This is a genomic window from Streptomyces sp. NPDC090083 (assembly GCF_044747445.1).
Lineage (GTDB): Bacteria > Actinomycetota > Actinomycetes > Streptomycetales > Streptomycetaceae > Streptomyces.
In genome coordinates this window covers 247,789-270,782 of the sequence record NZ_JBIVED010000008.1, presented here as the reverse complement: position 1 = coordinate 270,782, position 22,994 = coordinate 247,789, and the positions used below count along the sequence as shown (strand labels likewise).

Here is a 22,994-nt window from a genome sequence, read left to right as displayed (position 1 = left end):
CGAGACGGGCAACGGACCGACGAGGGAACCGAAGGGGTGGGCCACCGTCCGCCCTACCAGGGCGGGGCCGGTTATGTGATGGTAACCGCGGTCGGTGAACGGGCCGGATGTGACGTAGTCGTTGTCTCACCTGGTGAGAAACCGCTTCCACCCCTTTGACCGATGGCCGACATCATTCTCATGATCTCCCCATGAAGACGCTGCTGCTCGTGCGGCGGCTGTACGTGGACTTGCTCCGGTCGACCACAGCCAGCTGTCGCTGACCACATCCGGAGCACCGCGAGCCCTCGCCGCCGCGGTCCACCACCCGTCCGTGGTGGCTCATTCCCTTCCCACGCTCCGGGTCACGCACGCCCCGCCTTCACCCCTACTGCGCCATCCCGCACCTGGAGCCCCTCATGTCCCGCACCCGCGTCCCCCTCGCCGCGCTCTCACTGGCCTCCGTCTCCGCCCTCCTCCTGGCCGGCTGCTCGCAGTCCACGGACGCGTCGAAGACCACCGCCGACACCGCCGCCTCGGCCTCGGCCGCCACGGGCACCAAGCCGGCCCCCTTCAGCAAGGGCACCGTCAAGGTGGCGCTCGTGCGGCAGAGCGGCGCGGGCGACTACTTCGAGCAGTGGGGCAACGGCGCGAAGGCGCAGGCCAAGGCGCTCGGCATCGACCTGACGGTGTACGACGCGCAGGCCGACAACGCCAAGCAGGCCACCGACCTGTCCTCGGCCATCAACTCCGGCGCGCAGGCGATCATCGTCGACCACGGCTTCCCCTCGACGATCCAGCCCGAGATCGACCAGGCCGTGAAGAAGGGCATCAAGGTCGTCGTCTACGACGTCGACCAGACCAACAAGTCCGTGGTCAGCACCGAACAGGACGACGCCAGCATGGCGAAGGCCGTCCTCGACGTGATGGCCAAGACGGTCGGCGAGAACGCCAAGGTCGGCTACGTCAACGTGGCCGGCTACGCGGCACTCGACAAGCGCAACTCCGTCTGGAAGACCGCCGTCGACGCCAACGGCTGGAAGCAGCAGTTCAAGGTCGGCAAGGTCACCGACTCCACGGCCACCGACAACGTGCCGCTGGTCTCCGCCGCGCTGACCCAGCACTCCGACGTGGTGGGCGTGTTCGCCCCCTACGACGAACTGGCCAAGGGCACCGTCCTCGCCGTGCAGAACAAGAAGCTCCAGAACAAGGTGAAGGTGTTCGGCGCCGACGTCTCCAACGCCGACATCCAGAACATGACCGCCACGGACAGCCCCTGGGTCGCCACCGCGGGCACGGACCCGTCGGCGGTCGGCGCGGCCGTCGTCCGCACGGCCGCCCTGGAACTGGCCGGTCAGCTGAACAAGACCTCGGTCGACTTCCCGGCCGTCGCCATCACCCAGGACTTCCTGCGCAAGAACAAGATCGAGAACATGGACCAGCTGCGCGCCGCCCTGCCCGCCCTGAACCTCTCCAAGGTGAGCACCGCGGACTGGATCCCCAATGTCGCCCACTGACAAGCCCGCCCACGCGAGGTCCGCCGCCGCGGTCTCGCTCCACGACGTCAGCATGGCCTTCGGCGGCAAGACGGTACTGGCCTCCGTCTCCCTGGACATCGCACCGGGCAGCGTCGTCGCGCTGCTCGGCGCGAACGGCGCGGGCAAGTCCACGCTGATCAAGATCCTGTCCGGCGTGCACACGGACCACGGGGGTGAGGTGCGGGTCGCGGGGGAGCCCGCAGCCCTCCGGTCGCCGCTCGCCGCCCGGCAGTTGGGCATCCAGACCGTCCACCAGCGGATCGGCGAGGGCATCGTGCCCGGCCTCACCGTCGCCGAGAACCTGACCTTCGAGGAACTGGCCCAGCGCCGCGGCAACCCGTTCCTCAACGGCCGCCGCGTGCTGGCCCGCGCCCGCGAGATCCAGGCCGCGCTCGGACTCGGCTGGAGCGACGCCGTGTTGCGCCGGGACGTCACCGAACTGGGCATCTCCGACCGCCAGTTGCTGATCCTGGCCCGCGCGCTCGCCACCCGGCCCCGGCTGCTCATCCTCGACGAACCGACCTCGGCACTCTCCGCCACCGAGGCCGAGCGGCTCTTCGCCCTCGTCGAGCGGATGCGCGACGAGGGCATCGCGGTCCTCTACGTCTCCCACCGCCTCGGCGAGATCGACGCGCTCGCCGACCGGCTGGTCGTCCTGCGGGACGGCGGTCTCACCGACGACCAGGTCAAGCCCTTCGACTGGGAGAGCGCCCTGCGCGCGATGCTCGCCCAGGCCCACGAGGCGACCAGCGCCCGGCCGCAGCGCGACGGCGCGCGCGGGGAGGTCGTCCTCGGCCTGCGCGGCGTCCACCTCCTCGACGGCCGCGCGCCCCTCGACCTGGACCTGCGCGCCGGTGAAGTCACCGGCGTCGTAGGCCTGTTGGGCGCGGGCAAGACCGAACTCGCTCGCGGCCTGTTCGGCGCCGAGCCCTTCACCGGCGGCACGGTCGAACTCGACGGCGGGCGGTACGCGCCCCGCCGCCCCTCCGACGCGATCCGCGCCGGTGTCCACCTCGTCCCCGAGGACCGGCACGCCGACGCGCTCGTCCCCGGCTGGTCGGTGGCGCAGAACATCTCGCTGCCGTTCCTCAAGTCCCTCTCCCGGGCCGGGCTCGTGAACACCGGGCGGGAGGACGCCCTCGGCCGCGGGACCATCGACGCGCTCGGGGTCGTTGCCCGCGACGAGCACAGCGCGGTCGAGGAGCTCTCCGGCGGCAACCAGCAGAAGGTCGTCGTCGGCCGCTGGCTCGCCGAGACCCCGCGTGTCCTCATCCTGGACGAGCCGTTCCGGGGAGTGGACATCGGCGCGCGGCGCGACATCGGGCGCCGGGCGCGTGCGCTGGCCGCCGAGGGTGCGGCCGTGCTCGTCCTCTCCGCCGACGTGGACGAGGTCCTGGAGATCGCCGACCGGGTCGTCGTGCTGGCCGCCGGCGAGATCCACCTCGACGCGTACGGCGAGGACGCGGAACGCGACCGCGTGATCCAGACCATCTCGGCCTCCGTCTGATGCCCGCCCCGCACCAAGCCGCACCCGAAGCCACGGCAGGAAGTACGCCATGACCACCACCCAGAGCACCGAGGTCCCCACGAAGCCGCCGGCCGGGCCCGCGGACGCCCTCGGCCCGCGCGTCCAGAACGCCGTCATCAAGTACGGCTTCATCTTCGTCACGGTCGCGCTCTTCCTGTACTTCGCGCTGAGCGAGGGCTCCTTCCGGGAGTCGGCGACGATGCTCGACACCCTGCGGTACGTCTCCGTCGCCGCGATCCTCGGACTCGGCGTCACCCTCACCATGGCCGTCGGCGGCATGGACATGTCCGTCGGCGCGGTCGCCGGGCTCGGGGTCACCGTCGCCGCCAAGACGATGGTCACGTACAACCAGGTCGGCACGGTCGCGATCCTCGCCGTGCTCGCGGCGGGCGCGCTCGCCGGACTGCTGAACGCGCTGCTGATCGTCGTCATGAAGATCCCGGACATGCTCGCCACGCTCGGCACGATGTTCGTCATCCAGGGCACCAAACTCATCCTGGTCGACGGCCAGTCCATCTCCGCGGGCATGACCGAGTCCGACGGCAGCACGGCCCCCGGGAAGTTCACCGACGGCTTCCTGCGCATCGACCGCGGCACACTCCTCGGCATCCCCGTCTCGGTCCTCGTCTTCGCCGCGCTGACCGTCGTCGCCTGGGTGTTCCTGGCCCGCACCCGCTGGGGCCGCGTCCTGTACGCCATCGGCGCCAACCCCGAGGCCTCCCGCCTCGCGGGCATCCGCGTCGGCGCCTACCGGGCCCTCGCCTACGTCCTCTCCGGCGTCCTCGCCTCCGTCGGCGGCCTGATCCTGGCGTCCCGGATCGGCCAGGGAGACGTGTCCGCCGGCACGTCCCAGCTGCTGGAGGCGGTGGCCGTCGCCCTCGTCGGCACCTCGGTGCTCGGCCGGGGCCGCCCCAACGTCTGGGGCACGGCCCTCGGCGCGGTGCTGATCGGCATCATCACCACCGGACTGACCATCAAGGGCCTGCCGTACTACACCCAGGACGTCGTCGAGGGCGCGGTCCTCATCCTCGCCCTGGTCTTCAGCTTCACCCTGTCCAAGCGCCGCACCGCATAAGGAAGTTCGAGGAGTTCGTACGATGGGCTACCGCATCCTGGAGACCGACGACATCCCCGGTTACCTGCACGAGCGCGGCCACTGGGCGGACGTGAGCGACATCCACGTCCGCGAGGTGTCGGACGGCAACATGAACCGGGTCTTCCTCGCCTCCTCCGCCGACGGCACCCGCAGCCTCGCCGTGAAGCAGGCGCTGCCCTGGGTGCGGGTCGCCGGACCCTCCTGGCCGATGAGCCCCGAGCGCGCCGACGCCGAGGCCCGCGCCTACGAACAGGTCGCGCGGGTCGCCCCCGACAAGATCCCGGCGATCCACGGCTACGACGCCGACAACTACGCCCTCGTCATGGAGGACATGTCCGACCTGGAGGTCCTGCGCACGGTCCTCAACGACGGCGCGCCCTACGGACCCGGCACCTCGGCGCGGATCGGCGAGTTCGTCGCCCAACTCGCCTTCGCGACCAGTGACTTCGGCATGCCGTCCGCCGAGCGCAAGGCGCTGATCGCGGCCTCGGTGAGCCCCGAGCTGTGCAAGATCACCGAGGACGTGGTGCTGTCCGAACCGTACCTGGAGCACGAACACAACCACTGGCTCCCGGAGTTGACGGACCTGGCCGCCGCCTTCCGCGCCGACGCCCGGCTGCGCACGGAGGTCGCCGACCTCCGCCACACCTTCATGACCGGCGCGCAGGCCCTCCTCCACGGCGACCTGCACACGGGCAGCGTCATGGTCGGCGAACGCGAAGGCGCCCCGGTGGTAAGGGTCTTCGACCCCGAGTTCTCCTTCGTCGGCCCGATCGGCTACGACCTCGGCCTGTACTGGGCCAACGTGCTCGTGTCCGAGCAACGGGCCCGCGAACTGGGCACGCTGTCCGACCACGCCGACCAACTCGCCCTGTCCTGGCAGGCGTTCGAGACCGAGTTCCGCCGCCTCTGGCCGACCCGGGTCGACACCTTCTTCGACGACGCCTACCTCGACCGCTTCCTCACCCGCGTCTGGACCGACGCCGTCGGCTACGCCGGCACGGAGACGGTCCGCCGCATCATCGGCTTCGCCCATCTGACCGACCTGACGACGCTGCCCGATCCGGTCCCGGCGTCCCGGCGGACACTGCTGCTGGGGCGCGAACTGATCGTGCGGCGCGCGGAGCTGACGTCGCCGGAGGCCGTGCGGACGTTGGTCTGAGCGAGCGAGCGTCGGCGGGCGGGAGCCGGGCCGACCGGGCGACGGTGCGCCCGATCCGGCCCCGCCCCGGCTACACCGACCTGTCCTGCGACGCACGCGGTCGCGAAGGCCCTTCCGTCGCGGAGGCGGTGACCACCGGGGCCGTGACGCGGCCCGCCAGATGGGACTGGAGCCGCTGGTGCCGGAACTCGAACCCCGCGCCGGACTGCCGCAGGACACCGCGGCGGTGGGTGTCCTCCAGGAACGTCATCAGGCGCCACGGCATCCGGCCCGTCGCCGCGAGCCAGGCGCGGGCCACGGCGAAGCGGCCCCAGGCGCTCAGCGCGAGCGCCGCCGAGCCCAGCGGCAGCCACAACTGGGTGCCGATGTGCACCAGTCCGCCCCAGTCGCCGGGCAGCGCCACCACCGGAACGCAGACCGCGGCCACCAGCAGCGCGACCAGTCCGCCACGGGTGAACGACGCCGCGCGGTCCGTCCGCAGGGACGAACCGGGGCCCGCCGCGCGCATCACGTCGGACGGGACGCTCAGCGCGCGATAGACCCCGCACACGCAGCCGCCCACGATCCCGACCAGCACCCCGCCCGCCATCAGCGGCGGCAGACAGCGCCGGAGCACACCCGCCGGCGGTCCCGCGGTGAGCCAGCCGCGGGCCGCCGTCGGCAGCACGGACCGCAGGTTCGCGGCGTAGGCCGTCGTCGGCGCGCCCGCCCCGCCGACGGCGAGGCGGACCACCACCGCGCCGTCCCTCGACTCGAAGACCGTGCTCCGCGCGGTGAACGGGACGCAGCGGCGGTCGGCGAGCAGCGGGAGCGCGCAGTCGGGGGGCTGGACGCCCTCGGGGTAGGCGATCGGTTGGGCTCCGCCGCCGGGGAGGAGCAGGGTGCCGCGCAGCACACGGGTGGTGGTCGCCGTTCGCAGGCCGGAGCGCTGCGCGAAGCTCCAGCCCGCGATCGTCCGGCCCGAAAGGCCGCCCGTGGAACCGGACTTGAGCAGGGTCACCCCGGTGGCCGTCAGCCCCGCGACCGTGCAGGCGGTGACCCCGATCAGCAGCGCGGCGGCCGTACCGCGGACCGCTCCCGTCGCGAAGCGCCGGGCGACGCGGCCGGACCGGGCCGGATGCGCGAGGTCCTGCCCCGCCCGGCGGCCACCGCTCGTCAGCAGGGCCGCGCCCGCTCCCGCGCAGGTGATGCCGACCAGTCCGGTCCACGGGTTCCCGGACCGGCCGGCTGCCACCGCGCACGCCAGGCCGAGCCCGCCCAGCGACAGGACGGCCCCGCAGACCCGGGCCACCACGCGTGCCGCGCCGCCGCTCCAGGGCAGCGAGAGCGGCACCGGGTGGCGGGACAGCCCGGCGGTGCCGAAGAACAGGGTGAACAGCAGCGAGAAGAGACATCCGCCGAGGAGATCGGGCACCCAGCCGTCCGTGACCGCGCCGAAGCGGAAACCGAACCGCAGATCGTCGGCGTAGGCGAAGCCCGCCCACAGCAGCGCGCTCACACCGGCGGTGATCAGGGTCCGGCGGGCGAGGGTCCGCCGGTTCGCCGGGGCGTCCCCGGACGGGAGCAGGAACGCCTCCCCGAACGCGAAGCCCGCCGTCTGCCCGACGAGCGTGGCCAGCACCGACGTGAGATCCGCCGCGCCCGCCAGCTCGTCCGCCGCGCGCACCACCGTGACCGGCAGCACCACCAACGACAGCAGGGCCAGCGCCAGCAGGCCCGGCGCCAGGACGGAGACGGCCCGCGGCAGCATCGACTCCAGCTCCCACCACGCCAGCCTGCCGGTGCCGCGTCGCTCCAACTCCCGTGCCAGCAGCGTGAGTCGGCGTACCGCCGCATCGGTCGCGGGCGGCCCGGCGTCCCCGAACGCGGCAGGCACGAACGCCCCGAGCAGATGCTCCTCGACGGCCTCCGCGGTCGCGAAGCGGTCCGGGTCCAGCAGTTCGGACGGGTCCCGGGACGTGTCGCCGTAGACCGCGCGGGCCAGCGCCACCATCAGGGGAGTGGTCAGCGCCCGTGCCGCCGGGCAGTGCGGCCGGGCCGTGAGTTCCCGCAGCACGGGTGTCCACACGGTCTCCGTCCCGCCCTCCGCCGTGCGCAACGGCCGTGCCGTGCGCTCCAGATGGGCTCCGGCCTGCGCGAGGCCGAGAGGGCGCAGTTCGACCACTTCGGCGCCGGTCAGCACATCGCCCTCGGTCACCGCCTTCGCCCACGCCTTGGCCCGGCTGGTGAGCAACAGCGGGAGATCGTCGTCGAGTTCGGCGTTGATCCGGCGTACCGCCTCCCCGTAGACCGGGCGCGGCAGTTCGTCGAAGCCGTCGAGGACCGGCAGCACCAGCCCGGCGTCCAGAAGGCCCCGGGCGAGGGTGTGCCGCAGGTCGGTCGCGGCGGCCAGCGGGCGGTGCTCGGCGGCCAGCCGCTCGGCGAGCCAGTCGCGCAGCCCGGTGCGCCGGGGGTCCCAGCCCGCCAGCGGGAAGATCACCGGCACCGGTCCGCCGGGCCGCCGCGCGGCCAGCCGCCCCAGCACGAACCGCATCGCCAGCACGCTCTTGCCCGAGCCGGGACCGCCCAGGACCACCAGCCGCCGGCCGGGCAGCGCGGCGAACGACCCGGTGACGTCCTCGATCCGCTGCCCACGGGGCGCGGGCAGCGGCCTGAGTCGCCTGATGTTCTCCGGGTGATCCGCCAGCCACCGGTCCGCCGGTGCCCAGGCCACGTCCAGCGGGGCCGGGTCCTGAAGCCGCCGCAGCCTCGCCTCGGCGGCCCACTGCTCCCGTACGGCCTCGGCGAGCGCGTCGGCGGCCCGGCGGCGGTCCTCGTCGGCGGAACGGGGGGCCGGATCGGCGTCGCCGCGCAGCATGTCGGCGACGAGCGCCGCGACCGACACGAACGCGCCGATCGCCGACACCAGCACCCCCGCGGTGGCCGCGTCCTGCCACCACAGCCGCAGCACGGCGGCCAGCGCCGCGAGCGCGCCTCCGCACACGGCGTAGCCGAGCCGCCGCCGGACCCGCGCACTGTGCCATCCACCTTGCATACGCCGCTGCTCCCCGGGCCGGACCCCATGCCCCGACCGTTTCTGTCGGGAGCCAACTGTTCTAACGGCCCGGCGGGCCCGCGAACCGCCGGTCGCCAACCCGTCTGACGGAGCGCGCGGAATCACCGCAGGGGCGTGCGGAAGCGTGAACCACCGGTACCGGCGAGCGGCGGCTCCGGGTACGACCGAGGGGCGGCTCCCGACCGGGAACCGCCCCTTCAGTGCCGTGCCGCCTACTTCTTGTCGAGCAGGTCCTGCACCTTCGCGCGGACCTCGTCCGTGGCCAGGCCGCGGATCGTGAGGGTGGTGCGGCGGCGCAGGACGTCGTCCTGGGTCTCGGCCCACTCGTGGTCGCGGGCGTAGACGACCTGCGCCCAGATCTCGGGGGCGTCGGGGTGCACGCGCCGGCCCAGCTCCGGGTCCTCGTTGGCCAGCCGGGCGATGTCGAAGGCCAGGGAGCCGTAGTGCGTGGCCAGGTGCTTCGCCGTGTCGGCGGCCATGCGCGGGCCCGGTGCCGGGTTGTCGACCAGCAGGCGGTGGGCGACCGCGCGCGGGTTGGCGACGCCGGGGAGCGGGAGCTTCTTCGGGAGGGAGGAGATCGGCTCGAAGTCCTCGCCGAGCGGGCGGCCCGGAAGGGCCTCCAGCTTCTGCATGACCGTACGGCCGATGTGCCGGAACGTCGTCCACTTGCCGCCCGCGACGGACAGCATGCCGCCCTTGCCCTCGGTCACGACCGTCTCGCGCTTGGCCTTCGCGGTGTCGCCGGGACCGCCCGGCAGCACACGGAGGCCCGCGAAGGAGTACGTGATCAGGTCACGGGAGAGCTGCTGGTCACGGACCGAGAACGCGGCCTCGTCCAGGATCTGGGAGATGTCCTTCTCGGTGACCGAGACGTCCGCGGGGTCGCCCTCGAACTCCTCGTCGGTCGTGCCGAGCAGCAGCATGTCCTCCCAGGGCAGGGCGAAGGTGATGCGGTACTTGTCGATGGGGGTGGCGAGAGCGGCCTTCCACGGGGACGTCCGCTTCAGGACCAGGTGCGCGCCCTTCGACAGGCGGATGGACGGCGCCGCGTTCGGGTCCTCCATCCTGCGCAGGTGGTCGACCCACGGGCCGGTCGCGTTGAGCACCAGCCGGGCGCTCACGCCGAACTCGTCGCCGGAGGTGGTGTCGCGCAGCTCCGCGCCGGTCACCCGGCCCTGGGTGAAGCGCAGGCCGGTGACCTCGGCGTGGTTGAGCACGACAGCGCCCGCCTCGACGGCCGCGCGGACCGTCATCAGCGCCATGCGGGCGTCGTTCATCTGGTCGTCGCCGTACACGGCCACGGCCTTGAGGTTCTGGGTGCGCAGCTCGGGCACGTCCTGCGCCGCCTTCGCGGGCGACAGGAGGTGGCCGACGCCGTCGCCGAACGCGGAGAGCGCGGAGTAGGCGAACACGCCCGCCCCGAGCTTCGCCGCACCGTGCGGACCGCCCTTGTACACGGGCAGGTAGAACGTCAGCGGGTTCGCCAGGTGGGGAGCCACCTGGCGGGAGACCGCGCGGCGTTCGAAGTGGTTCTCCGCCACCAGCTTCACCGCGCCGGTCTGCAGGTAGCGCAGACCGCCGTGGAGGAGCTTGGAGGAGGCGGAGGAGGTGGCGCCGGCGAAGTCGCCGGCGTCGACCAGGGCCACCCGCAGCCCGGACTGCGCGGCGTGCCAGGCGGTGGAGATGCCCAGGATGCCGCCGCCGATGACGAGGAGGTCGTACGTCGCCTTGGAGAGCTGCTCCCGGGTCTCGGCCCGGCTCGGGTTCGAGCCGGAGGCCGGGTGCGTACCGAGGGCAGGTACGGACTGCAGGGTGGACTGACTGGTCATGTGGGGTTCTTACTCCTCGTCCTCGAGCCAGCCCATGGTCCGCTCCACGGCCTTGAGCCAGCTCTTGTACTCACGGTCGCGCTTCGCCGCGTCCATGTTGGGGGTCCACTCGGCGGCCCGGCGCCAGTTGGCGCGCAGGTCGTCGGTGCTGGTCCAGAAGCCGACGGCCAGGCCGGCGGCGTAGGCGGCACCGAGGCAGGTGGTCTCGGCGACCATCGGGCGCACCACGGGGGCGTCCAGGAAGTCGGCGAGGGTCTGCATCAGCAGGTTGTTGGAGGTCATGCCGCCGTCGACCTTGAGCGCGGTCAGCTCGACGCCGGAGTCCTTCGTCATGGCGTCCGTGATCTCACGGGTCTGCCAGGCGGTGGCCTCCAGGACGGCACGCGCGAGGTGCGCCTTGGTGACGTACCGGGTCAGACCGGCGATCACACCGCGGGCGTCGGAGCGCCAGTACGGGGCGAACAGACCGGAGAAGGCCGGCACGAAGTAGGCGCCGCCGTTGTCCTCGACCGAGAGCGCGAGGGTCTCGATCTCGGCTGCGGTGGAGATGAGGCCCATCTGGTCGCGCATCCACTGCACCAGCGAACCGGTGACGGCGATCGAGCCCTCCAGGGCGTAGACCGGCGCCTCGTCGCCGATCCGGTAGCCGACCGTGGTCAGCAGGCCCGAGTAGGAGTTGATGATCTTCTCGCCGGTGTTCATCAGCATGAAGGTGCCGGTGCCGTACGTGGACTTGGCCTCGCCCTCGGCGAAACAGGTCTGGCCGAACAGGGCCGCCTGCTGGTCGCCGAGCGCGGAGGCGACCGGGATGCCGCCGAGCAGGTCGCCCAGGCGCCCGCCGGTGACCTCGCCGTAGACCTCGGCGGAGGAGCGGATCTCCGGGAGCATGTTCATCGGGACACCGATGGACTCGGCGATCTTGTCGTCCCACTCCAGGGTGTGCAGGTTCATCAGCATGGTGCGGGAGGCGTTGGTGACGTCGGTGTAGTGCTTGCCGCCGTTCACACCGCCCGTCAGGTTCCAGATGACCCAGCTGTCCATGGTGCCGAAGAGGATGTCGCCCGCCTCGGCGCGCTCGCGCAGGCCGTCGACGTTGTCGAGCAGCCAGCGGGCCTTGGGCCCGGCGAAGTACGAGGCGAGGGGGAGGCCCGTCTCGCGGCGGAAGCGGTCCTGGCCGACGTTGCGGCCCAGCTCCTTGCAGAGGGCGTCGGTGCGGGTGTCCTGCCAGACGATGGCGTTGTGGACGGGCTCACCGGTGTTCTTGTCCCACAGCAGCGTGGTCTCACGCTGGTTGGTGATGCCGATGGCCTTGATGTCGTCGCGGGTGATGCCCGCCTTCTCGATGGCGGAGGCGACGACTTCCTGGACGTTGGTCCAGATCTCGGTGGCGTTGTGCTCGACCCAGCCCGGCTTCGGGAAGATCTGCTCGTGCTCCTTCTGGTCGACGGAGACGATACGGCCGTCCCGGTCGAAGACGATGCAACGGCTGGAGGTCGTGCCCTGGTCGATGGCCGCGATGAACGGTCCGGCGGTGTGCGCGTCGGTCACTGTGTGCTCCTGAGGGGTTCCGTGATCATGAGGACTGGTTCTACAGCTGCTTCAGTGCTCGGAGTACCGGTTCTCGGCCGGTTCTAAGCAAAGGCGACGTGGTAGATGCCCGCAGCGATCGCGCCGCCGATCAGCGGACCGACGACCGGGATCCAGGCGTAGCTCCAGTCGGACCCTCCCTTGTTGGGCAGGGGGAGCAGGGCGTGCACGATGCGCGGACCGAGGTCACGGGCCGGGTTGATCGCGTAGCCGGTCGGGCCACCGAGGGAGAGGCCGATGGCGACCACGACGAAGGCCGTGATCAGCCCGCCGAGGACGCCGAGGCCGTTGCCCTTGTCGTTGAGACCCTGGGTGAGGACCGCGAGGAGCAGCACGATGGTGCCGATGATCTCCGTGGCGAGGTTCTGCCAGACGTTCCGGATCTCCGGGCCCGTGGAGAAGATGCCCAGGACCGGGCCGGCGCCCTTCTCCTCGGCCTCGACGGCCTTGACCGCCGGCTCGCCGACGATCTCCTTGTCGGTGAGGTGGGCCTGGAACTGTCCGTAGTAGGCCACCCAGACGAGGGTCGCGCCGATCATGGCGCCGAGCAGCTGCCCGGCCCAGTAGATCGGGACGTTCTTCCAGCCGCCGTTCTCGATCGCGAGGGCGAGGGTCACGGCGGGGTTGAGGTGGGCTCCGGAGAGCGGACCCGAGATGTAGACGGCCGTCATGACGGCGAAGCCCCACCCGAAGGCGATGGCGAGCCAGCCGGCGGCACGGGCCTTGGAGGCCTTCAGCGTGACGGCGGCGCAGACGCCACCGCCCAGCAGGATGAGTATGGCGGTACCTATGGTCTCGCCGATGAAGATGTCGGAGCTGGACACCCGCGACTCCTTTGTCCTTCGTCCAGGGAAGCCGAACCCCGGGTCCCGCCGGGGATTCGTGCGCCCTCGGGGGTGAGAGCGATGCCGGCCTTTGGCGTTGCCACACTCTAGCGCGTATTGCCGGTAGGTGTTCGACAATGCCGACCGATGGACGGGAGTCTTGTCCCGAGGTTACGGGCGCGTCAAGAGTGCTGTTATTGAAAACGCGATCGTTATTGATTGCTCTGGACTATCGATCCCGCGGTCGGAGCGGACGGCGATCAAACAGACACCGTGTGTGGCGATTTGGCGTTTTAGCCGACTTTGTCATTCAGGGTACGACTGATACCGGAACGTCCGCATGACGTCCCGGTGAGATCCCGCTGTGAATCCGCTGAGCTCAGAACCGTCCGGCGCCGAGATCCCGCGACACCGCGCGGGCGCAGTCCCGTACCGCGGCGATCAGTTCGGGGCGCAGCGCGCCCTCCTCGTCGGGCCGGCACAGCCGCTCCACGGCGCCGGTGATCCCGACCGCGCCGACCGGCATGCGCCGCCGGTCGTGGATGGGCGCGGCGATGGACGCGACGCCCTCCCAGGTCTCCTCGACGTCGGCCGCGTACCCACGCGCGCGGGTCACGTCGAGGATCCGCTCGAAGTCGGCCAGGACGGACACCGTGCGGTCGGTGAAGGGCTTGCGGTCGGCCTCCAGGGCCTCGCTGTGCGCGACCGGGTCGTAGGCCGACAGGACCTTGCCCAGGGCCGTGGAGTGCAGCGGCTGCATGGCGCCGATCTCCAGGACCTGCCGGCTGTCGTCGGGCCGGAAGACGTGGTGCACGATCAGGACGCCCTGCTGGTGCAGCACTCCCAGGTGCACGCTCTCGCCGCTGGAGCGGGCCAGGTCGTCCGTCCACACCAGGGCGCGGGCCCGCAGTTCGTGGACGTCGAGATACGTGGTGCCCAGGCGCAGCAGTTCGGCGCCGAGCTGGTAGCGCCCGGAAGCGTCGTCCTGCTCGACGAAACCCTCCTGCTGGAGGGTGCGCAGGATGCCGTGGGCCGTGCCCTTGGCGAGGTCGAGCGACGAGGCGATGTCCGAGAGGCCGAGTCGTCGCTCGCCGCCCGCGAGCAGGCGCAGCATCGCGGCCGCCCGTTCGAGCGACTGGATGTTCCGTGCCATCGCCGTACTGCCTCCGTCCCGTTCGACCGTCGACGACCGCTGGCAACTGGTGCCGGCCGCTGCCAACCACTGACAGACACTGACAGTCGCTGACAAGCATGGCCGCTGCCGTCGTTCGGCAATGTCGAACACTACCGGTCGATGCCGACCTCTCGCTAATGGTCGGTCGATTCCTGTTACGTCCCTCGACGCGAGAACCTAGACGGGGGTTGATCCGCCCGTCACCCCGGTCGGCGTCCCCGTCCTCCGGTCCGTCTCATGGACGCTTCGAGCATCCTCCCCTCCGGCCCCGTTACTCTGGCGACGTGCACGCTCCCCGGCGAGTTCCGTGAGAGGTTCCCCGGGAAGCCGCAAAGCCGACAGCCGTCGCACTCCAGGGAGCCCCTTCATGGCCTCGTCGCCACTGACCCCTTCTGCCGACAGCCGGACCCGTGTGTCCGCGCTCCGAGAGGCCCTCGCCACCCGGGTGGTGGTCGCCGACGGAGCCATGGGCACCATGCTCCAGGCACAGGACCCCACGCTCGACGACTTCGAGAACCTCGAAGGCTGCAACGAGATCCTGAACGTCACCCGCCCCGACATCGTGCGCTCGGTCCACGAGGAGTACTTCGGCGCCGGTGTCGACTGCGTCGAGACGAACACCTTCGGCGCCAACCACTCCGCGATGGCCGAGTACGACATCCCCGAGCGCGTCCACGAACTCTCCGCGGCCGGCGCCCGCATCGCCCGCGAGACCGCCGACGACTTCACCGCCCGCGACGGCCGCCAGCGCTGGGTCCTCGGCTCCATCGGCCCCGGCACCAAGCTGCCCACCCTCGGCCACATCGGCTACGGCACCCTCCGCGACGGCTTCCAGGCCAACGCCGAGGGCCTGCTCGCCGGCGGCGCCGACGCCCTGATCGTCGAGACCACCCAGGACCTCCTGCAGACCAAGTCGTCGATCCTGGGCGCCCGCCGCGCCATGGAGGCGACCGGCGTCGACGTACCCCTGCTGGTCTCCATGGCCTTCGAGACCACCGGCACCATGCTGCTCGGCTCCGAGATCGGCGCCGCGCTCACCGCGCTGGAACCCCTCGGCATCGACATGATCGGCCTCAACTGCTCGACCGGCCCCGCCGAGATGAGCGAGCACCTGCGCTATCTCGCCCGCCACTCGCGCACCCCGCTGCTCTGCATGCCGAACGCGGGCCTGCCCATCCTCACCAAGGACGGCGCCCACTTCCCGCTCGACCCCGAGGGCCTGGCCGACGCGCAGGAACACTTCGTCCACGACTACGGCCTGAACCTCGTCGGCGGCTGCTGCGGCACCACCCCCGAGCACCTGCGCCAGCTCGTCGAGCGGGTCCGCGAGGCCACGCCCACCGAGCGCCGGCCGCAGCCCGAACCGGGCGCCGCCTCCCTCTACCAGACGGTCCCGTTCCGCCAGGACACCGCCTACATGGCGATCGGCGAGCGCACCAACGCCAACGGCTCGAAGAAGTTCCGCGAGGCCATGCTCGACGGCCGCTGGGACGACTGCGTGGAGATGGCCCGCGACCAGATCCGCGAGGGCGCCCACATGCTGGACCTCTGCGTGGACTACGTCGGCCGCGACGGCGTCGCCGACATGGAGGAACTCGCCGGCCGCTTCGCCACCGCCTCCACCCTGCCGATCGTCCTCGACTCCACCGAAGTCCCGGTCATCCGGGCCGGGCTGGAGAAGCTCGGCGGCCGTGCGGTCATCAACTCCGTCAACTACGAGGACGGCGACGGCCCCGAGTCCCGCTTCGCGAAGGTCACCCGGCTCGCCCAGGAGCACGGCGCCGCGCTCATCGCGCTGACCATCGACGAGCAGGGCCAGGCCCGTACCCCCGAGCACAAGGTCGCCATCGCCGAGCGGCTGATCGAGGACCTGACGACGAACTGGGGCATCCAGGAGTCGGACATCCTCATCGACACCCTGACCTTCACCATCTGCACCGGCCAGGAGGAGTCCCGCGGCGACGGCATCGCCACCATCGAGGCGATCCGCCGCCTCAAGAGCGCCCACCCGGACGTGCAGACCACGCTGGGCCTCTCGAACATCTCCTTCGGCCTCAACCCGGCCGCTCGCGTCCTGCTCAACTCCGTCTTCCTCGACGAATGCGTCAAGGCGGGCCTCGACTCCGCGATCGTGCACGCCTCGAAGATCCTCCCGATCGCCCGCTTCGACGAGGAACAGGTCACCACCGCCCTCGACCTCATCTACGACCGCCGCGCCGAGGGCTACGACCCCCTCCAGAAGCTGATGGCCCTCTTCGAGGGCGCCACCACCAAGTCCCTCAAGGCGGGCAGGGCCGAGGAACTGGCCGCCCTCCCGCTGGACGAACGGCTCAAGCGGCGCATCATCGACGGCGAGAAGAACGGCCTGGAGGACGACCTCTCCGCCGCGCTGGAGACCCGCCCCGCCCTGGACATCGTCAACGAGACGCTCCTGGACGGCATGAAGGTCGTCGGCGAACTCTTCGGCTCCGGGCAGATGCAGCTGCCGTTCGTGCTCCAGTCCGCCGAGGTCATGAAGACCGCGGTCGCCTACCTGGAGCCGCACATGGAGAAGTCGGACGCCGAGGGCAAGGGCACCATCGTGCTCGCCACGGTGCGCGGCGACGTCCACGACATCGGCAAGAACCTCGTCGACATCATCCTGTCCAACAACGGCTACAACGTCGTCAACCTCGGCATCAAGCAGCCCGTCTCCGCGATCCTGGAGGCCGCCGAGGAACACCGCGCGGACGTCATCGGCATGTCGGGCCTCCTGGTCAAGTCCACGGTGATCATGAAGGAGAACCTCCAGGAGCTCAACCAGCGCAAGATGGCCGCCGACTACCCGGTCATCCTGGGCGGCGCCGCGCTGACGAGGGCCTACGTCGAGCAGGACCTGCACGAGATCTACGAGGGCGAAGTCCGCTACGCCCGCGACGCGTTCGAGGGCCTGCGCCTGATGGACGCCCTCATCGGCGTCAAGCGGGGCGTGCCCGGCGCGAAGCTGCCCGAGCTGAAGCAGCGCCGGGTGCGGGCGAGCGCGGCCGTGGAGGTCGAGGAGCGCCCCGAGGAGGGCCACGTCCGCTCGGACGTCGCCGTCGACAACCCGATCCCCGAGGCGCCCTTCCGCGGCACCCGGGTCATCAAGGGCATCCAGCTCAAGGAGTACGCGTCCTGGCTCGACGAGGGCGCCCTCTTCAAGGGCCAGTGGGGCCTCAAGCAGGCCCGCACCGGCGACGGCCCGACCTACGAGGAACTCGTCGAGACCGAGGGCCGCCCGCGCCTGCGCGGCCTCCTGGACAAGCTCCAGACCGACAACCTCCTCGAAGCGGCCGTCGTCTACGGCTACTTCCCGTGCGTCTCCAAGGACGACGACCTGATCATCCTGGACGACGAGGGCAACGAGCGCACCCGCTTCACGTTCCCGCGCCAGCGCCGTGGCCGCCGCCTCTGTCTGGCGGACTTCTTCCGTCCCGAGGAGACCGGCGAGACCGACGTCGTCGGCTTCCAGATCGTCACCGTGGGCAACCGCATCGGCGAGGAGACCGCCAAGCTCTTCGAGTCGAACTCCTACCGCGACTACCTCGAACTGCACGGCCTCTCCGTCCAGTTGGCGGAGGCGCTCGCCGAGTACTGGCACGCGCGCGTGCGCTCCGAACTCGGCTTCGCCGGCGAGGACCCCACCGACGTCGAGGACATGTTCGCCCTCAAGTACCGGGGCGCCCGCTTCTCCCTCGGCTACGGCGCCTGCCCCGACCTGGAGGACCGCGCGAAGATCGCCGCCCTGCTGGAGCCGGAGCGCATCGGCGTCCACCTCTCCGAGGAGTTCCAGCTGCACCCGGAGCAGTCCACGGACGCGATCGTCATCCACCACCCGGAGGCGAAGTACTTCAACGCCCGCTGAACCGCGCGGGCCCGCCGCTCGGTACAGGCCCGCGGATCCGCACAGGCCCGCCGACCGGACCCGCGCGCCGCACTGGAGGCGCGCTGGAACGGGCAAGCGCATTGATCGGATAAGTCGTACACTGGTCGGTCCACCGCAGGCCGGTCGCCTCTCTGTGAAAAAGAGGCGGCCGGCCTGATCGTCCCTCAAGGAGGTGCGCCAGGATGACCAGCACGGTCCCCGCGCTCGGAACCCGTACGGCCGAAGGCTCCGCTCTCCAGGCCGTACTCCTCGACATGGACGGCACCCTGGTGGACACCGAGGGCTTCTGGTGGGACGTCGAGGTCGAGGTCTTCGCCGCCCTCGGACACACCCTCGACGACTCCTGGCGCCATGTCGTGGTCGGCGGCCCGATGACGCGCAGCGCCGGCTTCCTGATCGAGGCCACCGGCGCCGACATCACCCTCGCCGAGCTGTCCGTCCTGCTCAACTCCGGCTTCGAGGACCGCATCGGACGCGCCCTGCCGCTGATGCCGGGCGCCGCGAGACTCCTGGCCGAACTCGCCGAGTACGAGATCCCCACGGCCCTCGTCTCCGCCTCCCACCGGCGCATCATCGACCGCGTCCTGACCCTCCTCGGCCCGCAGCACTTCACGCTGACGATCGCCGGCGACGAGGTCGCCCGCACCAAGCCGTACCCCGACCCGTACCTCCTCGCCGCGGCGGGACTGGGCGTCGACCCGGCCCGCTGTGCCGTCGTGGAGGACACCGCGACCGGTGTCGCGGCGGCCGAGGCGGCGGGCTGCCTGGTGGTCGCCGTGCCGTCCGTGGCGCCCATCGCACCGGCCGACCGGCGCACCGTCGTCCCCTCGCTGGAGGTCGTCGACCTGGCATTTCTGCGCGGACTGATGGCCGACCGATGACGGAAATGCATCAACCGTTCACCGAGCGTGCAAAGTCCGATCAGGCCAATGGGAATGGAATTCGGACGTGATCGACCGGTCGAATTCCCATGCGCTCCAGCCGAGTTGACGGGTGTGAGGTTCACCACGCGTAGGAGGGTCGACATCGTCGCCGCCCTGTGCTGTTCACCCCATTTCTGAGGCCGATCGCGCACCCTTGTGTCCCGATTGGTGAAACCCTGCACTAATCCTTCCCTCGGTGGGTTTTCGGTCTGTCCGCAGCCGGTTCCGCAGCGTGATGGGAACTCAACTACGGTGGCCGTGAACCCCGGTGCGGGTCCGGACTAATCTCAACGCGAGAACATCGCCCTTATCCCCGTGATCGGCATCCCCACCCCATGCATGCCGGATACACGGACTCGATCAGCTCTGGAGAAACTCGAGCATGAACCGCAAGACTTTGGTGCTGCCGGCCGTTGTCGGCCTGCTCGCGCCGGTGCTCGCCGCCTGTGGCGGTTCCGGCAGCGGGAGTTCAAGCGGCGATGCGATCATCGTCGGCACCACGGACCGGTTCGAGGCGACGAAGGACGCTCCGGCGCCGCTCGACCCCGCCTACGCCTACGACGTCGGCACCTGGAACATCCTGCGCCAGACCGTGCAGACCCTGATGACCCAGCCCAAGGGCGAGGGCGACCCGGTGCCCGAGGCCGCCGAGAAGTGCGGCTTCACCGACACCGGCAACGAGCGCTACGCCTGCACCCTGCGCGACGGTCTCAAGTTCGCCAACGGCGACAAGATCACCGCGGAGGACGTGAAGTACTCCATCGACCGTGCGATGCGGATCAAGGCCGACAGCGGTGTGTTCGCCCTGCTGTCCACCGTCGACACCGTCGAGACCCAGGGCGACCGCGAGGTCATCTTCCACCTGAAGACGGCCGACGCCACGTTCCCGTACAAGCTGTCCACTCCGGTCGCCGGCATCGTGAACCCGGACGACTACCAGAAGGACAAACTGCGCGACGGTTTCGCCGTCGACGGCTCGGGCCCGTACACCCTCTCGGTCTCCGAGAAGGACAACGCGATCACCACGGCCACGTTCACCAAGAACCCCAATTACAAGGGTGCCTTGAAGGTGAACAACAACAAGGTCGAGATGCGCACCTTCGCCGACGCCGACGCCATGGGCAACGCGATCAACAAGGGCGACATCGACGTCATGACGCGCAGCATGACGCCCGAGCAGATCCAGAAGCTCAGCGACGACACGGACGGCGACGTCGACCTCGTCGAGATGCCCGGCCTCGAAATCCGCTACCTCGGCTTCAACACCAACGCCGAGACCGTGAAGTCGAAGGCCGTACGCGAGGCGATGGCCCAGATCATCGACCGCGGCGAACTCGTCTCCAAGGTCTACGGCACCGAGGCCGAGCCGCTCTACTCGATGGTCCCGGCGACCATCACCGGCCACTCGAACTCGTTCTTCAACAAGTACGGCGACCCGAGCGTCGCCAAGGCCCGCACCATGATGGAGCAGGCCAACATCACCACCCCGGTGAAGCTGACCCTGCACTACACGACCGACCACTACGGCTCGGCCACCAAGGAAGAGTTCCAGCAGCTCCAGAAGCAGCTGAACGCCAGCGGCCTGTTCGACGTCAGCATCCAGGGCACCGCCTGGTCGACGTTCCGTCCGGCCGAGCAGAAGGGCAAGTACGACGTCTACGGGATGGGCTGGTTCCCCGACTTCCCCGACGCCGACAACTACCTCGCGCCGTTCCTGGACAAGGACAACACCCTCGGCTCGCCGTACGCCAACACCAAGATCATGAACACCCTGATCCCGGAGTCCCGCCGCGAGGCCGACCGGCTCGCCGCGTCCAAGAGCCTCACGGCCATCCAGGACATCGTCGCCTCCGACGTCCCGCTGATCCCGCTCTGGCAGGGCAAGCAGTACGTCGCCGCCCGCGACGACGTGACGGGCACCGCGTACGTCCTCAACTCCTCCTCGACGCTTCAGCTCTGGGAGCTGGGCCGAGGCGTGGGGAACTGACGCGGCCGACCGCCGGGGTCCGGATGAGCTGATCCGGCGACACACACGCCGAACCAGCTGAACCAGCTCGACCAGTGGCCAGTCCCGCCGATCCACGGCGAGGCTGGCCACTGCTGATTGCCCATTGCCCATTGCCCAGTGGCCAGTTGGGCCTGCCGGGTCTGTTGGGCCTGCCGGGCTGGCCCGGCCTCTCGGCGAGGGCTGTGCCCCGGGCGCGACCGCCCGCACACACGGAAGAGGGCGCCCCTGTCAGGAAGGGGCGCCCTCTTCGTACGTACCGCCGACCGCCGACCGCCGACCGCCGACCGCGGTGTACCCGGTGCCGCGGCTACTGCGCGCCGGGGCGCACCAACCCGCTCTCGTACGCGTACACCGCAGCCTGTACCCGGTCGCGCAGGCCCAGCTTGGTGAGGACGTGCCCCACATGCGTCTTCACGGTGGTCTCGCTGACGAACAGGTCCGCGGCGATCTCCGCGTTCGACAGCCCGCGCGCCACCAGCTTCAGCACCTCGACCTCACGGTCCGTCAGCGTGTGCAGGGTGTCCGGCACCGGCTCGTCACCGGACGGGAGATGACCCGCGTACTTGTCGAGCAGCCGCCGCGTGATGCTCGGCGCGAGCATGGCCTCGCCGGCGGCCACCACCCGGATCGCCTGGACGAGTTCGTTCGCGGGCGCGTCCTTGAGCAGGAAGCCGCTGGCACCGGCGCGCAACGCCTCCACCACGTACTCATCGAGATCGAAGGTGGTCAGCACCAGCACCTTCGCCGGGCCGTCCCGCCCGGGGCCGGTGATCTGCCGGGTCGCCTCGACCCCGTCCATCCGCGGCATACGGATGTCCATCAGCACCACGTCGGGCTGCAGCGCCCGCACCTGGTCGAGCGCCTGCAGACCGTCTCCCGCCTCGCCGACGACCGCGAGATCCTGTTCCGCCTCCAGAATCATCCGGAACCCGGTTCGCAGAAGCGGCTGGTCGTCGACCAGTAGGACGCGGATGGCCACGTGAATCTCCTTCGCTAGCCCGGCCCCATTCTGCCCTGCCGGACGCTCCGCGACTCGACCGGGCTTGAGGGGGCGGGGTCGCGGAAGTGTGGAGGTGCGGGGGGTACGTGCTCGTGGGGGTGGGCTGGGTTCGGCCGGGTGGGGCGGCTTGCGCGAGGGCTCCGCTGAGAGCGGGGGTTTGGGGTGTCCGGACTTCGCGCACGAACACCCTCCGCTGAGGCTGGGTTCCGTCAGCGGCAACCTCACCGGATCCGCCGTCCGCTAGTCCCCGGCAGCGGCGTCAGTCACCGTCCCCTCGCCAGAACCAGAACCAGAACCAGAACCAGAACCAGAACCAGAACCAGGGCCAGAAGCCGTGCTCGTCACCCCGGCCCCCTCGTCAACCCTCCGTACCGGCAACGGATAAGGCGGGGGAGTGCCCCCGAACTCCGGGCACACCGCCTGGTGGTCGCACCAGCCGCACAGCTTCGTGGGACGGGGCCGCCAGTCGCCGGTCTCCGTGGCGAGTCGGATCGCCTCCCACAGCGCCAGCAGCTTGCGCTCGACCCGCTCCAGGTCCGCGACGACGGGGTCGTACGTGACCACATCCCCGCTGCCCAGATACACCAGCTGCAGCCGCCGCGGCACGACCTGCTTCAGCCGCCAGACCACCAGCGCGTAGAACTTCATCTGGAACAGCGCGCCCTCGGCGTACTCCGGCCGCGGCGCCTTCCCCGTCTTGTAGTCGACGATCCGGACATCACCCGTCGGCGCCACATCGACCCGGTCGATGATCCCGCGCAGCTTCAGCCCCGAATCCAGCTCGGCCTCGATGAACATCTCCCGCTCGGCCGGCTCCAGCCGGGTCGGGTCCTCCAGCGAGAACCACCGCTCGACCAGCCGCTCCGCCTCCCCGAGCCACCGCGCCAGCCGCTCGCCCTCCGGATCGTCGGCGAACAGCTCCACGACCTCCGGCCGTGACTCCCGCAACCGGTCCCACTGCCCGGGAATCAGCGACTTGGCCCGCGGCGCCGTACGCTCCGTCGCCGGCGCGTCGAAGAGCCGCTCCAGCACCGCGTGCACCAGCGTCCCCCTGGTCGCCGCCTCGCTGGGCTTCTCCGGCAGCCGGTCGATCACCCGGAACCGGTACAGCAACGGGCACTGCATGAAGTCGCTCGCACGCGAGGGCGACAACGACGCCGGCGCTATGGCGACGCGCTCGGCCACGCCCACCGCCCCCGGCTCCACCGTCACCGCCACGGCAGGCTCCGCCGCCGCGCCCTCGTCGCCCGCTGTCGCCGCGACGCCCTCCGCACTGGTCTCCATGTCCACAGACCTTACGGCCCGCCACTGACAGTGACCCGATCCCGGCCGACGCGCTCGCGACAGCCGGGGAAACGCGGGGGGTGCCGGGGCGGAACGCGTCACG

Annotated in this window: 14 protein-coding genes; 7 read left to right on the top strand and 7 right to left on the bottom strand. The window is 70.7% G+C overall.

Translation table 11 applies throughout. The annotated features are described in order from the left end of the window. The first annotated feature begins 398 nt into the window (after nt 1–398). The 4 genes from ACIPTO_RS27710 to mtnK are packed head-to-tail and all read left to right on the top strand — an operon-like array spanning nt 399 to nt 5,303. Nucleotides 399–1,496: a substrate-binding domain-containing protein gene (locus ACIPTO_RS27710; RefSeq protein ID WP_366321353.1), complete on the top strand. Its 1,098-nt coding sequence runs from the start codon at nt 399–401 to the stop codon at nt 1,494–1,496. Beyond that, entirely contained in the window at nt 1,483–3,024 is a 1,542-nt protein-coding gene (locus ACIPTO_RS27705; RefSeq protein WP_401196499.1) for a sugar ABC transporter ATP-binding protein, read from the top strand. The genes ACIPTO_RS27710 and ACIPTO_RS27705 overlap by 14 nt, the downstream gene beginning before the upstream one ends. 49 nt (nt 3,025–3,073) lie before the next feature. Next, the gene (locus tag ACIPTO_RS27700) at nt 3,074–4,120 is read left to right on the top strand and encodes an ABC transporter permease (protein ID WP_366321349.1); all 1,047 of its coding nucleotides are present in this window, start codon (nt 3,074–3,076) and stop codon (nt 4,118–4,120) included. A 22-nt stretch (nt 4,121–4,142) separates the two neighbouring features. Next, entirely contained in the window at nt 4,143–5,303 is a 1,161-nt protein-coding gene (gene mtnK, locus ACIPTO_RS27695) for an S-methyl-5-thioribose kinase (RefSeq protein WP_366321347.1), read from the top strand. A 70-nt stretch (nt 5,304–5,373) separates the two neighbouring features. On the opposite strand, the gene ACIPTO_RS27690 is transcribed toward mtnK, so the two are convergent. The 5 genes from ACIPTO_RS27690 to ACIPTO_RS27670 form a co-directional block, all read right to left on the bottom strand. After that, complete coding sequence (locus ACIPTO_RS27690; protein ID WP_401196495.1) at nt 5,374–8,337, bottom strand: NACHT domain-containing protein; 2,964 nt, start codon at nt 8,335–8,337, stop codon at nt 5,374–5,376. A 233-nt stretch (nt 8,338–8,570) separates the two neighbouring features. Further along, nucleotides 8,571–10,187 (bottom strand): glycerol-3-phosphate dehydrogenase/oxidase, encoded by a 1,617-nt coding sequence (locus ACIPTO_RS27685; protein ID WP_366321343.1) that lies wholly within the window; start codon nt 10,185–10,187, stop codon nt 8,571–8,573. Nucleotides 10,188–10,196: 9 nt separating this feature from the next. Beyond that, the gene (glpK, locus tag ACIPTO_RS27680; RefSeq protein ID WP_366321341.1) at nt 10,197–11,735 is read right to left on the bottom strand and encodes a glycerol kinase GlpK; all 1,539 of its coding nucleotides are present in this window, start codon (nt 11,733–11,735) and stop codon (nt 10,197–10,199) included. An 83-nt stretch (nt 11,736–11,818) separates the two neighbouring features. After that, a complete protein-coding gene (locus ACIPTO_RS27675; RefSeq protein WP_366321339.1) occupies nt 11,819–12,598 on the bottom strand; it encodes an MIP/aquaporin family protein in 780 nt (259 codons plus the stop codon). Nucleotides 12,599–12,977: 379 nt separating this feature from the next. Next, nucleotides 12,978–13,751, bottom strand: a complete 774-nt coding sequence (locus ACIPTO_RS27670) for an IclR family transcriptional regulator (RefSeq protein ID WP_366321337.1) — start codon at nt 13,749–13,751, stop codon at nt 12,978–12,980. Nucleotides 13,752–14,139: 388 nt separating this feature from the next. Between ACIPTO_RS27670 and metH the strand changes: the two genes are divergently transcribed. The 3 genes from metH (at nt 14,140) to ACIPTO_RS27655 (ending at nt 20,586) form a co-directional block, all read left to right on the top strand. Further along, on the top strand, nt 14,140–17,655 hold the full coding sequence (gene metH / locus ACIPTO_RS27665; RefSeq protein WP_401196490.1) for a methionine synthase: 3,516 nt from the start codon (nt 14,140–14,142) through the stop codon (nt 17,653–17,655). A gap of 203 nt (nt 17,656–17,858) precedes the next feature. Then, on the top strand, nt 17,859–18,557 hold the full coding sequence (locus tag ACIPTO_RS27660) for an HAD family hydrolase (RefSeq protein ID WP_401196487.1): 699 nt from the start codon (nt 17,859–17,861) through the stop codon (nt 18,555–18,557). Between the two features lie 424 nt (nt 18,558–18,981). Beyond that, nucleotides 18,982–20,586, top strand: coding sequence for an ABC transporter substrate-binding protein (locus ACIPTO_RS27655; protein ID WP_366321331.1), 1,605 nt, complete (start codon nt 18,982–18,984; stop codon nt 20,584–20,586). A 328-nt stretch (nt 20,587–20,914) separates the two neighbouring features. On the opposite strand, the gene ACIPTO_RS27650 is transcribed toward ACIPTO_RS27655, so the two are convergent. Then, nucleotides 20,915–21,586, bottom strand: coding sequence for a response regulator transcription factor (locus ACIPTO_RS27650; RefSeq protein ID WP_261702934.1), 672 nt, complete (start codon nt 21,584–21,586; stop codon nt 20,915–20,917). 261 nt (nt 21,587–21,847) lie between these two features. After that, the gene (locus ACIPTO_RS27645; protein WP_401196484.1) at nt 21,848–22,891 is read right to left on the bottom strand and encodes a RecB family exonuclease; all 1,044 of its coding nucleotides are present in this window, start codon (nt 22,889–22,891) and stop codon (nt 21,848–21,850) included. Nucleotides 22,892–22,994: the final 103 nt, after the last annotated feature.

Excerpts from the sequence above, each read along its gene's own strand:
- ACIPTO_RS27710 (WP_366321353.1), top strand. The coding sequence starts at position 399 with ATGTCCCGCACCCGCGTCCCCCTCGCCGCGCTCTCACTGGCCTCCGTC.
- ACIPTO_RS27705 (WP_401196499.1), top strand. The coding sequence starts at position 1,483 with ATGTCGCCCACTGACAAGCCCGCCCACGCGAGGTCCGCCGCCGCGGTC.
- ACIPTO_RS27700 (WP_366321349.1), top strand. The coding sequence starts at position 3,074 with ATGACCACCACCCAGAGCACCGAGGTCCCCACGAAGCCGCCGGCCGGG.
- mtnK (WP_366321347.1), top strand. The coding sequence starts at position 4,143 with ATGGGCTACCGCATCCTGGAGACCGACGACATCCCCGGTTACCTGCAC.
- ACIPTO_RS27690 (WP_401196495.1), bottom strand. The coding sequence starts at position 8,337 with ATGCAAGGTGGATGGCACAGTGCGCGGGTCCGGCGGCGGCTCGGCTAC.
- ACIPTO_RS27685 (WP_366321343.1), bottom strand. The coding sequence starts at position 10,187 with ATGACCAGTCAGTCCACCCTGCAGTCCGTACCTGCCCTCGGTACGCAC.
- ACIPTO_RS27670 (WP_366321337.1), bottom strand. The coding sequence starts at position 13,751 with ATGGCACGGAACATCCAGTCGCTCGAACGGGCGGCCGCGATGCTGCGC.
- metH (WP_401196490.1), top strand. The coding sequence starts at position 14,140 with ATGGCCTCGTCGCCACTGACCCCTTCTGCCGACAGCCGGACCCGTGTG.
- ACIPTO_RS27660 (WP_401196487.1), top strand. The coding sequence starts at position 17,859 with ATGACCAGCACGGTCCCCGCGCTCGGAACCCGTACGGCCGAAGGCTCC.
- ACIPTO_RS27655 (WP_366321331.1), top strand. The coding sequence starts at position 18,982 with ATGAACCGCAAGACTTTGGTGCTGCCGGCCGTTGTCGGCCTGCTCGCG.
- ACIPTO_RS27645 (WP_401196484.1), bottom strand. The coding sequence starts at position 22,891 with ATGGAGACCAGTGCGGAGGGCGTCGCGGCGACAGCGGGCGACGAGGGC.